12 protein-coding genes and 1 riboswitch are annotated in these 13,599 nt (G+C 42.0%); of the genes, 7 read left to right on the forward strand and 5 right to left on the reverse strand.

The features are described from left to right. Positions 1-108 precede the first annotated feature (108 nt). From R2Q66_RS13375 to R2Q66_RS13390, 4 genes are all read right to left on the reverse strand, one after another. Positions 109-525, reverse strand: a complete 417-nt coding sequence (locus R2Q66_RS13375) for a DUF983 domain-containing protein (RefSeq protein WP_316749752.1) — start codon at positions 523-525, stop codon at positions 109-111. A gap of 11 nt (positions 526-536) precedes the next feature. Then, positions 537-1,406 carry a helix-turn-helix transcriptional regulator gene (locus R2Q66_RS13380; RefSeq protein ID WP_316749754.1) on the reverse strand — a complete coding sequence of 290 codons (870 nt, stop codon included), beginning with the start codon at positions 1,404-1,406 and terminating at the stop codon, positions 537-539. A 104-nt stretch (positions 1,407-1,510) separates the two neighbouring features. Then, positions 1,511-1,957, reverse strand: coding sequence for a GtrA family protein (locus tag R2Q66_RS13385; RefSeq protein ID WP_316749757.1), 447 nt, complete (start codon positions 1,955-1,957; stop codon positions 1,511-1,513). Further along, positions 1,957-2,685 carry a CDP-alcohol phosphatidyltransferase gene (locus tag R2Q66_RS13390; RefSeq protein ID WP_316749759.1) on the reverse strand — a complete coding sequence of 243 codons (729 nt, stop codon included), beginning with the start codon at positions 2,683-2,685 and terminating at the stop codon, positions 1,957-1,959. Before R2Q66_RS13390 ends, R2Q66_RS13385 begins: the two co-directional genes overlap by 1 nt. 204 nt (positions 2,686-2,889) lie before the next feature. Continuing rightward, a riboswitch (SAM riboswitch) is annotated at positions 2,890-2,992 on the forward strand. Positions 2,993-3,093: 101 nt separating this feature from the next. On the opposite strand from R2Q66_RS13390, the gene R2Q66_RS13395 reads away from it, so the two are divergent. Further along, positions 3,094-4,263 carry a cysteine desulfurase family protein gene (locus R2Q66_RS13395; protein ID WP_316749761.1) on the forward strand — a complete coding sequence of 390 codons (1,170 nt, stop codon included), beginning with the start codon at positions 3,094-3,096 and terminating at the stop codon, positions 4,261-4,263. A 73-nt stretch (positions 4,264-4,336) separates the two neighbouring features. Here R2Q66_RS13395 and R2Q66_RS13400 read toward each other — a convergent pair whose 3' ends face one another. Then, entirely contained in the window at positions 4,337-5,527 is a 1,191-nt protein-coding gene (locus R2Q66_RS13400; RefSeq protein ID WP_316749763.1) for a metallophosphoesterase, read from the reverse strand. A 465-nt stretch (positions 5,528-5,992) separates the two neighbouring features. On the opposite strand from R2Q66_RS13400, the gene R2Q66_RS13405 reads away from it, so the two are divergent. From R2Q66_RS13405 to R2Q66_RS13430, 6 genes are read left to right on the forward strand one after another with little or no spacing between them, the layout of a single operon-like run. After that, complete coding sequence (locus R2Q66_RS13405) at positions 5,993-8,080, forward strand: nitrite reductase (protein WP_316749765.1); 2,088 nt, start codon at positions 5,993-5,995, stop codon at positions 8,078-8,080. Further along, positions 8,080-8,868: a uroporphyrinogen-III C-methyltransferase gene (gene cobA / locus R2Q66_RS13410; protein WP_316749767.1), complete on the forward strand. Its 789-nt coding sequence runs from the start codon at positions 8,080-8,082 to the stop codon at positions 8,866-8,868. The genes R2Q66_RS13405 and cobA overlap by 1 nt, the downstream gene beginning before the upstream one ends. Positions 8,869-8,873: 5 nt before the next feature. Beyond that, a complete protein-coding gene (locus tag R2Q66_RS13415) occupies positions 8,874-10,391 on the forward strand; it encodes a TSUP family transporter (RefSeq protein ID WP_316749769.1) in 1,518 nt (505 codons plus the stop codon). Between the two features lie 2 nt (positions 10,392-10,393). After that, complete coding sequence (locus R2Q66_RS13420; protein ID WP_316749771.1) at positions 10,394-11,098, forward strand: phosphoadenylyl-sulfate reductase; 705 nt, start codon at positions 10,394-10,396, stop codon at positions 11,096-11,098. Between the two features lie 11 nt (positions 11,099-11,109). After that, on the forward strand, positions 11,110-12,015 hold the full coding sequence (cysD, locus tag R2Q66_RS13425) for a sulfate adenylyltransferase subunit CysD (protein ID WP_316749773.1): 906 nt from the start codon (positions 11,110-11,112) through the stop codon (positions 12,013-12,015). After that, positions 12,015-13,265: a sulfate adenylyltransferase subunit 1 gene (locus R2Q66_RS13430; protein ID WP_316749775.1), complete on the forward strand. Its 1,251-nt coding sequence runs from the start codon at positions 12,015-12,017 to the stop codon at positions 13,263-13,265. The genes cysD and R2Q66_RS13430 overlap by 1 nt, the downstream gene beginning before the upstream one ends. Positions 13,266-13,599 lie beyond the last annotated feature (334 nt).

Below are 13,599 nucleotides of genomic sequence, written 5' to 3' on the forward strand. Positions count from 1 at the left end.
AATTGCCGGGGCTTTAAAAAAATGAAAGGCTCAACAGTGTGTCTGTGAGCCTTTGCTTTATGATGAGGGGGAATTGTTGACGTGTTAAAATACTGGCAACCGGTCTTTTTAGACTTTAGAAGGGTCGTAACTTAGGCCTGGTGATAACCAGTAGAGCAGTACCATTCTGGAATACCTGTAATTGAATGGGGAGCATAAAAGTACACCTACCAATAAGATCCCAACATAATACCATAGATTCTCATAGGTTAAAGGCAGTCCTAAAACATAAGCGGCAACGCTCATAGAGATCATTTGTGCTACGTTCATGGCATAACTCACAAACATCGCTACATAGAAATAACCAGGTTCGCGCTCAAATTTTAAACCACAATGCGGGCAAAATTCATTCATTTTCTGCACTTTGAGACCGTAAGTAGGGCCTGTGAAAACATTACCTGTACGACATCTTGGACATTTAGAATGGCTGAAAGCATACCATTGGGAAATATGTGGTGTCTGATTTAATTGGTCCGTACTGCTCATATCTGTGTGTTTTATTTATCTTGTTTTCTAAATTTATCTGGGGTTGAACCCACTTGTTTTTTGAAGAATTTTATGAAATAGGAGGGATCACTAAAAGCGAGCTTCTCCGAGATTTCCGCAATGGAAAGCTCCACATTGATCAGCAGGCGTTTAGCTTCTAAAATCACCCGATCCCGGATAAGCTGACCTGCTGAAATGCCCAAAAGATCATTGCATAAAGCATTCAAATGATTTGGCGTAATGTATAACAGCTCTGCATATTGCTTTGGAAACCTCAGTGCTATAAAATTGGCTTCAATTAATCTTTTGAAACTTTTAAGCAGGGTCTGGTTATAGGAATTAGGCTGCGTTTGCTGCTTTAAACTCAATCCTCTGGATACCTGAATAAAAATGTTCAGCATCAACAGCTTCACCAGATCGGCATCAAATGGTCTCGGTTCTTTTCCTTCATGAAGAATCTCTTCAAAAAGGGAAACGACTTTTTCCATGGTCAGTTCTGGCAGAACCAGCACTGCATCACCGGAATGCTCGTCAAAGAAACTGAAATTCTCCAGGTATAACGGGTTGTATAAAAACGACTTGAAGTAGCTTTCAGAAAAGTTGATGATATAACCTTCCACTTCCGATTCAAAAGCCCAGCTGTGTACTTGTCCGGGAGTCATGAAATAGATCATGCCCGGTAATACAGGGTAGTTTTTGAAATCTATTGTTTGGTTTCCGCTTCCTTTTGTGAAGCAAACCATGTGGTAGAAGGAGTGGCGGTGTGCCGAATGTAAGTGTAAATACTGCTTAGAATAATGACCAAACCTGCTGACAAGGATACCTGCATTTTTGTATTCTTCAAAAGTACTGATGTCATAAACAGGTATGTCATTTTTCATATACAAAGATACTGCTTAACCCGGATTTTTAAGCGGTACTAATTCTCCATAAAATGGTACTTTTTACTGATTGTGATTTCGGTGTTGAGCGATCAGGGCGCTAATTAGCTATTTATCTCTGTTACCTGTGGTGTTTTTGAATCTGTGCTGGTTTTTTTGAAGACCCAATACTTTTGCAGGGTATAATTGAAGCCCAGGGAAACCAGTATATCTACCATGATCCTGGTTATTTTATAATCCAGGCGTAGCATATTGGTAAAAAGATAGGTTCCGGAAGATTTCAGGAGAATACTGCCGGCCACCACAAACACGAATTTAACGAGTTGTTTGCCTACCGGAAGCTGGTTGGACTGGTTGGCATTGAAGGTCCAGTAACGATTGATAGAAAAGTTTACGATGGCACCAATGATGCCACCAATAGCAATAGAAATGGTATAATGAATGTGTAGCAACTCGGTGCAGGCAATCATGATCAGGTAATCGATAATGCCGCCCGAGAAAGCGGAAACCTGTGCTTTTGCAAAAACGTATACAGATTTCTTAATGCTCATTAACGCGCTTTTTGTTGTTTTGCTTCACGCTCTGCATTGTCCCTGATATCACCCAGTTTTAATAGTTTTTTCGTGTCAATAAAGTTGATGATAAACAAGACCAAACAGATACCAGTTGCAAAGTATTCAATTAAATGACCAAAGATGACTTCTAGAATAATGATAAGTGCAAGAATGATGCGGATCTCTGTAGGACCTACCAGACCGGCATCGATGCTGTAGATATCGGTGATTTTATAACGCAACTGCGAGATAATCATCGCCCAGCCATATAAGGCTACAAATATAAAGGCAATCAGTTCATATTCATTTCTGGCATAAACCAGGTAGCCTAAGCCAATCAGGACAGTACTTACCCAGTCCATAATGATGTCTAATGAAAAGCCGTACCATTTACGTGGTGTGTTTCTATAGTAGGCCATTCTTCCGTCTAAGGAATCACCAAACCAATTGATGGCTAATCCCAGCGGACCTAATAACAGGTATTCTCTACCTACATAAGTACCCAGGATAAAACCTAAGAGTACAATTACTGAACCAGCAGTACCGATAAAGGTCAGCATATCTGAGGTAAGGAAATTAGGAATGCGTTTCACCAGCCAGGAAATAGTGCTTTGCTCTACACCGCTTAAAATATTGGTTCTTTTTCTATCCTGGAATATTCTTTTTAAAATACTGTTGTCGCCAGTTACTTGATGCGCCGCTTCTCTCAATTTATTTTCTTCCATTCAGGTTGTGTGATTATACTCGTATAGAATATGCTGCAAAAATATGGAATTGAAACTTCAATTTGTGCCAAAACCCGTTATTTATTAGATAGAATTAGCAATTATATGACCGAAATTCTAAATAGAATAATTATTTCAATAAAGACTATTGATTTGGTAGTCTTTATTGTATCTTTGTTGGCAGTAACTGTTCATACATTTATTTACTTATCCAGAAAGACTGAGGGAAAGGCCCTGTGATGTCTTAGCAACCTGTTATTTTAATAAGGTGCTAATTCCTGTCCGCCATTGGCGGAAGAGATAAGTTGTTAGAAAACCGTATTCGTTGGTTTTCCTAAAACTCGTCCAATGCCTTATTCTTGTAAACTGATTAAGTAGATTATTTTTTAATCTATTAAACCAATTCGCATGAGAATCTATTTAGACAATGCCGCAACCACACCTTTAAACAGAGAAGTATTTCTGGCCATGGAGCCTTACTTCTTTGAAAATTTCGGAAACCCATCTTCGGCACACCACCATGGAAGGGGCGCGAAAGTAGCGATTGCCCAGGCCCGGGGAATCATCGCAGACTTGCTGAATGCCAGTCCGGACCATATTGTGTTTACCTCCGGTGGATCTGAGGCGGACAATACCGCGATCCTTTCCGGCATTCGCAGCAATGGAATTAAACTGGCTATCACTTCTGCTTTAGAACACCATGCGGTACTGCATACGCTGAAAGCCCTCGAGAAAAACGGAGAAATCCGGTTGATTTACCTGGAGCATGATGCTCAGGGAAATCTTTCGCTGCCCCATTTGGAAAAATTACTGAGTACCCATGAAAAAGCCTTCGTTTCTGTAATGCACGGGAATAATGAGCTCGGAAATCTAAACGATATTGAGGCGATTGCCCAGGTCTGTAAAAGATACCAAGCCATTTTTCATACCGATACTGTCCAGTCTATGGGGCAATTCCGTTACGATACCCAGCAGTTGAACGCGGATTTCCTCATCGGCTCTGCCCATAAATTCCACGGACCAAAAGGCATAGGTTTTTTATACCGGAATGCCAGACAAACCCTTTATCCTTTAATTAACGGCGGTGCGCAGGAACAAAAACAGCGGGCAGGTACAGAAAATGTAACGGGTATTGTGGGACTGGCAAAGGCATTAGAAATCAGTTATAGAAATTTAGAGGTTACGCGAGGGCATCTGATCAAGCTGAAAGAACGCCTGATTTTTAAACTGAGGGATAGGATTGATGATGTTGATTTCAATGGAAATTCTGCAAATACGGAGCAGAGCTTAAATAGCGTGTTGAGTGTTTCCCTTCCTGATCCACAGACCGGAGTTAACCTGATCGCTTATCTGGATCAACATCAGATCTCCGTATCCGGTGGTAGTGCCTGTAACAGTCATTCCGGTACCGCTTCTCATGTGCTCAGTGCTTTGGATACTCCCTTTGGGCGTTCTACCGTTCGGTTTTCTTTTAGCCGTTACAATACAGTGGAGGAGATTGATTATGCGGTTGAAAAACTGGCGAAATGTTATGAAAAATCAGGGGTGTCTGCTGATGCAGAAGCCGTATTGCGGTAATATAGGTTTATATACTGCCTGCCTGCCTGCCGGGAGGAGGAGGTTCGCGGTTCGGGTTAAAGAAAACGGGATTTTATCTTCTCGTTTTCTTTAATTCTATGACGGTAATTTCCGGCCAGATGCCCACTCTTCCGGAGAAACCAAGAAAGCCAAATCCCCTGTTAATATTCAGGTATCTGCCATTTGCACTGGTTACTCCTGCCCAATGCGCATAGCGATATTTTACCGGACTCCATTTGATGCCAAAAGCTTCAATGCCAAATTGCATCCCATGGGTATGGCCCGATAAGGTTAACTGTATTTTTGAAGGCCAGGTTTTCACTTCGGCCTCCCAATGTGTGGGGTCATGAGAAAGTAAGACCTTAAAATCATCCGGATTTACACCTTGTAAGGCCTTTTTCAGGTCGCCACGTTCTCCAAAACCAATGCCCCAGTTTTCTACCCCGACAAGGATAATATGTTGACCGTTTTTTTCAATGTTCACATGTTCATCTAAAAGCAAACGGTAGCCCATTTCTGCATGATGTCTTTTTAGCGCCTGTAAATTGGCTTGTTTGGCCGTTTCATTTTCCCATTTGATATAATCGCCATAATCATGGTTTCCGAGAATAGAAAACTGTCCGTAAGGTGCTTTTACCTGCGAAAAATGGCCCATCCAGGGTACAATTTCTTCCGCTTTATTGTTCACCAGGTCTCCGGTGAAAACGAATATATCTGAGTTTTGTGCTTTGATGAGGTCGATGCCTCTCTGTACAGCTTTGGCGTTTTTAAAACTGCCGGCATGTACGTCAGAGATCTGTGTAATGCGAAAACCGTCGAATTGTTCCGGTAGCTCATCGAAGAATAAGGTGTGTTTGATCACGCGGTAAGCGTACTTACCTTTAATAATACCGTATAAGAAAATCAGGACGGTGGCGAGAAATAAAGCCAGTCCAAATTCTACCCAGTAAACGCTTCTTGCGCCTCCGGTGATCATCCGATACGCATCTCCAATCATTAAAATGATAATGAAAATCAGTTCGCTGGTGATCAATACTAAAAAAGTATGTGTCGTGATCTTGAAAAAGATATCCATACCATTGTCGCGCATACGCTGAATGGAGTAGGCCAATGAGCCCATAATGAAAATAAGGAATCCCCAGAATACCGGAGCCAGCCAGCTACTGCTGGTCAGTGTTTCAATTCCCGAAAGAACATACCAGTTGAGCAATAAGACGAAACCGGCGATAATCGCAAGGGGTAGAAGGTTGATTTTTCTTTTCATAAAAGGCTTACAATTATAAATGTAAGTTTTCAGGAGGGATTTTGTTTTGATCCGGATCAATTTGACATTTTCCCGATGATCAGGGAATTGAAGGTTAGGGGCAAAAATGGGCCAGGCCTCGTTGTGCCGGAAAGTAGGTCGCCTGCTGAAATATAGTCCTGACTAAGTTATTGTAATAGCCTTGTAATCAGCAGTATTGATTTAATTATATTTAATCCCATAGATTTGGTAGTAAATTAATCCACTGAAAAACAGAAGGTTACAAATTAATTACACTTATTATATACTACTAATCCTATATACTTTATATATTTGTTTTATGAACCAAACGATTTACAACGGAAATCTAATGCTAAACCACTGTATGTGTGTTTAATGATTTCGGCTGTAAAGAGAAAAAATATTTAAAAGCTTCTTCAGTCTCCCCGACAGAAGAAGCTTTTTTCAAATAAGACCAAACGTACTATGCAAAGTTTTAGAACAGAGTTAGAAAATCCTGTTGTTGAAAAGGATATTATAGATCTTGAGAAAAAGATCAGAGCCTTTCGCGAAGGAAAAATCCATGAGGAGAAATTTAGAAGCCTGCGCCTTGCCCGTGGTGTTTACGGACAAAGACAGCCTGGCGTACAAATGGTGCGTATTAAATTACCCTTCGGAAAAGTAACCTTCAAACAACTATTACGCATCGCTGATGTTTCTGATGAGTATGGCAGTGGAAACCTCCACTTAACCACCAGACAGGACATCCAGATTCACTATGTGAGTTTAGACAGAACCCCGCAATTGTGGGAGGAGCTGGAACGCGATGATGTAACGATCCGTGAAGCTTGTGGAAATACGGTAAGAAACGTAACCTCCTCACCGGATTCAGGAATCAACCCAAATGAATTGTTTGACGTTTCCCCTTATGCACATGCTTTTTTCACTTACTTTCTGCGCAATCCAATTTGCCAGGAGATGGGCAGAAAGATTAAGTTTTCTTTCTCTTCAGATGAAAAAGATACCGCATATAGTTATATCCATGACCTTGGTTTTATCCCAAAAATCAATGAAAAAGGAGAACGTGGTTTTAAAGTAATGCTGGGTGGTGGATTAGGTGCACAACCTTTTCTAGCGAGTTTGGTGCATGATTTTCTTCCGGAAGATCAGATAATTCCTTATGCAGAGTCTGTATTGAGAGTGTTTGACCGTTACGGGGAACGTACCAACAGAAATAAAGCACGTCTTAAATATTTAGTGCAAAAATTGGGATTAGAAGAACTATTGAGATTAGTTGAGGAGGAAAGAATCGCCAATAAATCAAAATCTTTCCAGATAGATAGGGACGCTGTCCTTTCTCCTGAGCCTCCAGCTTTGCTGGATTATCCGAAACTGGACATTGAAGATACGCTGGAGTATCAGCACTGGCGCGCTACAAACGTAGTTCCTCAAAAACAAGAAGGTTTTTATGGGGTCTATGTAAAGGTGCCGGTTGGTGATATCAAAACAGACCGTGCCCGTAAAATGGTAGCAGGCATCAGCCCTTATGTGGCAGATGAAATCCGCATCACCCAAAATCAGGGCTTACTTTTGAAATTTGTTAGAGCAGGCGCTTTGCCTTCCTTATATGTAGCCTTAAAAGCGGTAGATTTTGCGACCCCTGGATTTGACAGCATCGGTGATGTGACCACTTGCCCGGGAACAGATACCTGTAACCTTGGGATTTCGAACAGTATGTCGCTTTCTGTGGCACTGGAAGAAGTGATCTACGAAGAGTTTCCGGAATTGATCTACGATAAAGACATTAAAATCAAAATCAGCGGTTGTATGAACTCTTGTGGTCAGCATGGTCTGGCACACATCGGTTTCCATGGCAGCTCTGTAAAAGCAAACGGAAAAGTAGTACCGGCAGTACAGGTAATGCTGGGTGGCGGAACGGTAGGTGATGGCGAAGGTAGAGTAGCGGAAAGGGTGATTAAAGCACCTTCTAAGCGTGCTACGGCGGTATTAAGAACACTGTTAAACGATTTCAGTACCAATAGTGAGACTGAAGAAAGCTTTCACCATTATTACGACAGACAAGGGAAAGATTATTTCTATCAGTTATTGAAACCACTGGCAGACCTGACGACCCTGAAAGATGACGAATATGTAGATTGGGGGCATGAAGAGATCTTTAATACGGCAATTGGTGTTGGAGAATGTGCGGGGGTAGTGATCGACTTAGTAGCGACCTTGCTTTTAGAAGCAGAAGAAAAACTAGGTTGGGCAAAAGCTTCCTTCGAAGCAGAGGCCTGGTCTGACTCTATTTACCATACTTACGCGGTATTTGTGAACGCTGCAAAAGCGCTTTTACTAGATAAATCGGTAAGTAGCAGCACGCAAATCGGTGTAATTCGTGAGTTTGATACCCATTACGTAGAAACCGGCGAATTTAAACTGAAAAGTACTTTCAATGAACTGGTGTTACAAATCAATAAGAATGAGCCTACAGCAGAATTTGCTGCCGCTTACCTGGCTGATGTAACCGACTTTTTTAATCAGATTAATGCAAAAAGAGAGGAGCAAATCTAATGAGCACTAAAAATATAAACAATAAAGAGCCAAAAATTACTTTGGTAGGTGCCGGCCCTGGTGATCCTGAATTGATCACGATGAGAGGTGCAAATGCCTTGAAAGCTGCGGATGTGGTTTTATACGATGCTTTAGTGAATGAAGGGGTGCTGGATTATGCCAATCCTGAAGCGATTAAAGTATATGTAGGAAAGCGCTCCGGCGAACATTCTTACTCGCAGGATGCAGTGAACAAGTTGATGATTGATTATGCCCTTAACTATGGTCATGTGGTACGCTTAAAAGGTGGCGATCCTTTTGTATTTGGCAGAGGTTATGAAGAACTGGATTTTGCTGCGGGATATAGCATCCCGGTTACCGTTATCCCAGGTTTATCGAGCTCGATATCTGTTCCTGGTTTGCAGCAAATTCCGGTTACACACCGTGGATTAAGCGAAAGCTTCTGGGTGGTTACAGGAACTACAGCTTCTGGAAAAATTTCCAACGATTTGTATGAAGCAGCAAGATCTAAAGCTACTGTGGTGGTATTGATGGGATTGGGTAAACTGAAAGAAATTGTGAAACTTTTCCAGAATGAAGGAAAAGGACAACTACCGGTAGCGGCAATTCAAAGTGGTTCTACGCAAAATGAAAAACTGGCGATAGGCGTGGTAGATACCATTGTAGAGACGGTAGAAGAAAAAGGAATTGAAGCACCAGCACTATTGATTTTTGGTGAGGTGGTTTCTTTGCATCCTTCTTTCCAACCCATCAGAGAATTTTTCAATGCACTTAAAGCTGAACAATAATTAGTATGGAAGACAACCAGTTATTTCCTGTCTTCATCAAATTGAATACCATTCACACGGTGCTGATTGGTGCTGGTCCGGTTGGACTGGAAAAATTAGCAGCCATCTTGTCGAATAGTCCGGAAGCCCGCGTTACCATCATTTCAATTGATGTTTTACCGGAACTTCGGGAACTGGCAGCGGCTCATCCGGAGGTTGAAATTGTCCAAAGGGAGTTTAGTCCTGCGGATCTGGATGATGCTGATCTGGTGGTAGCCGCGACTAATAATGAGGCTTTAAACCAGCAAATCAGAACCGAATCCGATCAGCGGAATCTGTTGGTGAACTTTGCCGATAAACCGGATCTGTGTAACTTCTACCTGGGTTCTATCGTAAAAAAGGGCAACCTGAAAATCGCGATATCGACCAATGGGAAATCACCAACAATTGCAAAACGTTTAAAAGAAGTACTGAATGATAGTCTGCCGGAAGAACTAAATGATACTTTAGGAAACATGGAAGCTTTAAGGAATACTTTAAACGGTGATTTTGCCGCAAAAGTGAAAAAGCTGAATGAAGTAACGGCGATTCTGGTCAATGATCATCCTTCGGAGAAAAACGCAGCAGCGGAGCAGATTGCCGTCTTAGAAAAGCATGTCGACAAGGTAAAGCAAAATTTTAAGTGGCTCATCTGGACTTCAATTGTACTTTCTTTTCTGGTCGTGATTGCAGCTTTCTGGCATAAGGAACCTGAATTTCAGGCCTACCTGACGCAGCTGGATCCGTTATTTTATTGGTTCCTGATCGGGGGATTTGTCTTTGCCATGATTGATGGGGCGATTGGAATGTCTTATGGCGTTACTTCCACTTCTTTCTCCCTGGCCATGGGTGTTCCTCCGGCTTCAGCGAGTATGGGTGTCCATTTATCGGAAATCCTGAGTAATGGAATTGCCGGCTGGATGCATTACCGTTTTGGAAATGTAAACTGGAAATTGTTCCGTATGTTGTTAATACCGGGAATTGTGGGCGCTGTAGTAGGTGCTTACCTGCTGTCGTCTCTGGAACATTATAACCATTATACCAGGCCCATCATTTCGTTGTACACGCTGATCCTTGGTGGGGTGATCCTTTCTAAAGCTTACAAAATCAACCGTAAGGTGAAAGGGCCAAAAGATAAAATCAAAAAGATCGGCATGTTGGGTTTGTTCGGTGGTTTTATTGACGCTGTTGGCGGTGGTGGATGGGGATCAATCGTTTTGTCGAGTTTAATTGCCGGTGGAAGAAATGCAAGGTTCTCTTTGGGAACAGTAAAAATCACCCGCTTTTTTATCGCCTTGATGAGTTCCCTTACTTTTATCACCATGTTAAATGGTGCCCATTGGGAGGCTGTAGCAGGTTTAGTGATTGGAAGTGCCTTGGCATCGCCGATTGCAGCAAGGGTATCTAACAAGATCTCCGCAAAAACAATTATGGTGTCGGTAGGCGTGTTGGTGATCTTAGTCAGCTTACGCAGCATCATCAATTTTGTCCTTAAAGAATTTTAGTTATGAAAGAAGATTTAGCAGCAATAGCCGCACAAATAAAAGATAAAGATCCGGTGGAGGCGCTACGATATTTCGCAGCTACTTACCCCGGGAAAATAGTGTTCTCTACCAGTTTTGGTTGGGAAGATCAGGTCATTACACACCTGATCTTTTCAAATGATATTCCTATTGAAGTGTTTACCCTGGAAACAGGCAGGCTTTTTCCGGAAACATATTATGTATGGAACAGAACCTTAGAGAATTATAAAAAGCCGATTCTGGCTTACTACCCACAAGCAGAAGCTTTACAGGAAATGGTGAATGCCAAAGGTCCAAACAGTTTTTATGAATCGGTAGAAAACAGAAAAGAATGTTGTCATATTCGTAAATTGGAGCCTTTAAAAAGAGCCATTACGGGTAAAGATTGTTGGATCACGGGCATCCGTTCTGAGCAATCCGTAAACCGGACAGATATGACCAACCTGGAATGGGACGAGCAGAATAACCTGCTGAAGTTTCATCCGATTTTTTACTGGTCGCTGGAAGAAGTAAAGGCCTATATCAAAGAACACAATATCGTATACAATACCCTGCACGATAAAGGTTTTCCGAGCATCGGATGTGCTCCTTGTACCAGAGCGGTACGCGAAGGGGAGGATTTCAGAGCCGGACGCTGGTGGTGGGAAGATCAATCAAAGAAAGAATGTGGTTTACATGCCACCAAGTAAAAGATAAGAAAATGAGTAAGTATAATTTAGATTATTTAGACGAACTGGAGGCCGAAGCGATTCACATTTTACGTGAAGTAGCAGGGCAATTTGAAAAGCCAGCATTGCTATTCTCCGGAGGAAAAGACTCGATCACCCTGGTGCGACTTGCCGAAAAAGCATTCCGCCCGGGAAAGTTTCCTTTCCCTCTGGTACATATCGATACCGGTCATAACTTCGAAGAAACGATAAACTACCGCGACCAGATGGTGGAACGCCTTGGCGAGAAACTGATCATTGGTCATGTGCAGGAATCTATCGATCAGGGAAAAGTGGTAGAGCAAACAGGGAAAAATGCGAGCAGAAACTCCCTGCAAACGATCACTTTACTGGATACGATTGCCAAACATGGTTTTGATGCCTGTATCGGTGGCGCACGTCGAGATGAAGAAAAAGCAAGAGCCAAAGAAAGAATTTTCTCCGTAAGGGATGAATTCGGACAATGGGATCCTAAGCGTCAGCGTCCGGAATTGTGGAACATCTATAACGGTAAAATCCATAAAGGAGAAAATGTCCGCGTTTTCCCAATCAGTAACTGGACGGAACTGGATGTATGGAACTATATCAAAAGAGAAAATATTGATCTTCCTTCTATTTACTTCGCGCATCGTAGGGATGTGATTACCAGAAATGGTCAGCTGATGGCGGCATCGCCATTCCTGAACATGGATGCAGAAGATATCGTAGAAAATAAAATGGTTCGTTTCCGTACCGTAGGTGATATGAGCTGTACCGCAGCCGTAGAATCGGAAGCCGATCAGATCGAAGACATCATCAGGGAAATCAGTGCATCAAAAATTAGTGAACGGGGCGCCCGCTTAGACGATAAAGTATCGGAAGCTGCAATGGAAGACCGCAAAAAAGGAGGGTATTTTTAATGAATTTATTGAAATTTTTTACAGCAGGAAGTGTAGACGACGGAAAGAGTACACTTATCGGAAGACTGCTTTACGATACAGATTCTATTTTAGCGGATCAACTGGAAGCCTTACAGCAATCTAACCGCAAAAATGACGATGGCACCATAGATTTAGCCATCTTAACGGACGGACTAAGAGCAGAAAGAGAACAAGGAATCACCATCGATGTGGCCTATAAATATTTCCAGACGGAAAAGCGTAAATTCATTATCGCCGATACCCCTGGTCATATTCAATATACCCGAAACATGGTTACAGGTGCTTCTACAGCCAAATTGGCCATCATCTTAATTGATGCCAGAAACGGAGTGGTAGAACAAACCATCAGACATTCGTACCTGGTTTCTTTATTGGGTATTGAGCATGTTGTGGTTGCCGTTAATAAAATGGACATGGTCGATTATAGTGAAACGGTGTTCAATGCAATCACGGAGAAATATACCTTACTGGCAGCAGAACTGGACATGAAGGAAGTAACATTCATCCCTGTAAGTGCATTGAAAGGGGATAATATCGTTCATGAATCTCAGAATATGCTTTGGTATCAGGGACGTAGCCTTTTACATTTCCTGGAAACAGTTGATGTGGAAGATAAACAAAGTTATAACCTGGCCAGAATGCCGGTACAATGGGTAGTGAGGCCTCAGACGGATGAGCTTCATGATTACCGCGGTTATGCTGGTCGTGTGTTGAGCGGTTCTTTTAAAGTGAATGATAAGGTGACGGTATTGCCTTCGGGAAGCAGCTCTGTCATTGACAGGATTGAGATCTTTGATCTTAGACCGGAAGAGGTTCATGCCGGACAATCGGTTACCCTTCACCTGAAAGACAATATAGACATTAGCAGGGGCGATGTACTGGTAAACGCCGATCATCTGCCGCAAAATGCGAAGCTGATTGAAGCAGATGTTTGCTGGATGGATAGTCGCCCGCTTGATGAAAGTATCACCTATTTATTGCAACACAATAGTAAGGTTACTAAAGCGAAGATCAGCGAAATTATCTATAAAGTGGATATCAATACTTTAGAGAAGCAGAATGCTACGGACTTCAAACTGAATGATATCGGCCGGATTTTAATTAAAACTGCGGATGAGTTGGCTTTTGATCTTTATACGGAGAATAAAGCGAATGGTGCAGCGATTTTGATCGACAGCAGAACGAATTTGACGGTTGCCGCGCTGATGTTTAGAGCGGTTGCTGATTAACATAGTTTATTGAACTAAAAAAAAGGAGCATTACTAATAAAAGGTTGAAATCTTTTACGCTGAAGGGCGCAAAATTTTCTATACCTTTTCTTAGAACGCTTCTTTTTTTATTACCGCAGTAAATAAGAACATCAGTCTTTCTGACCTTTTTCTCAAGTATTACCCATACTCTTTTTACCCTCCTTTTCCTTTAAGCATCCTGTTCAGCTTCCCACCTCCAGGAGTATCCTGCGTTAATCAATACTTTTCTCAAGTATTACCCATACTCTTTTGCCCTCCTTTTCCTTTAAGCATCCTGTTCAGCTTCCCCCCTCCACGAGTATCCTGCGTTAAT

It is taken from the genome of Pedobacter gandavensis, from assembly GCF_032677645.1.
Classification (GTDB): Bacteria; Bacteroidota; Bacteroidia; order Sphingobacteriales; family Sphingobacteriaceae; genus Pedobacter; species Pedobacter gandavensis_A.

Excerpts from the sequence above, each read along its gene's own strand:
- R2Q66_RS13375 (WP_316749752.1), bottom strand. The coding sequence starts at position 525 with ATGAGCAGTACGGACCAATTAAATCAGACACCACATATTTCCCAATGG.
- R2Q66_RS13380 (WP_316749754.1), bottom strand. The coding sequence starts at position 1,406 with ATGAAAAATGACATACCTGTTTATGACATCAGTACTTTTGAAGAATAC.
- R2Q66_RS13385 (WP_316749757.1), bottom strand. The coding sequence starts at position 1,957 with ATGAGCATTAAGAAATCTGTATACGTTTTTGCAAAAGCACAGGTTTCC.
- R2Q66_RS13390 (WP_316749759.1), bottom strand. The coding sequence starts at position 2,685 with ATGGAAGAAAATAAATTGAGAGAAGCGGCGCATCAAGTAACTGGCGAC.
- R2Q66_RS13395 (WP_316749761.1), top strand. The coding sequence starts at position 3,094 with ATGAGAATCTATTTAGACAATGCCGCAACCACACCTTTAAACAGAGAA.
- R2Q66_RS13400 (WP_316749763.1), bottom strand. The coding sequence starts at position 5,527 with ATGAAAAGAAAAATCAACCTTCTACCCCTTGCGATTATCGCCGGTTTC.
- R2Q66_RS13405 (WP_316749765.1), top strand. The coding sequence starts at position 5,993 with ATGCAAAGTTTTAGAACAGAGTTAGAAAATCCTGTTGTTGAAAAGGAT.
- cobA (WP_316749767.1), top strand. The coding sequence starts at position 8,080 with ATGAGCACTAAAAATATAAACAATAAAGAGCCAAAAATTACTTTGGTA.
- R2Q66_RS13415 (WP_316749769.1), top strand. The coding sequence starts at position 8,874 with ATGGAAGACAACCAGTTATTTCCTGTCTTCATCAAATTGAATACCATT.
- R2Q66_RS13420 (WP_316749771.1), top strand. The coding sequence starts at position 10,394 with ATGAAAGAAGATTTAGCAGCAATAGCCGCACAAATAAAAGATAAAGAT.
- cysD (WP_316749773.1), top strand. The coding sequence starts at position 11,110 with ATGAGTAAGTATAATTTAGATTATTTAGACGAACTGGAGGCCGAAGCG.
- R2Q66_RS13430 (WP_316749775.1), top strand. The coding sequence starts at position 12,015 with ATGAATTTATTGAAATTTTTTACAGCAGGAAGTGTAGACGACGGAAAG.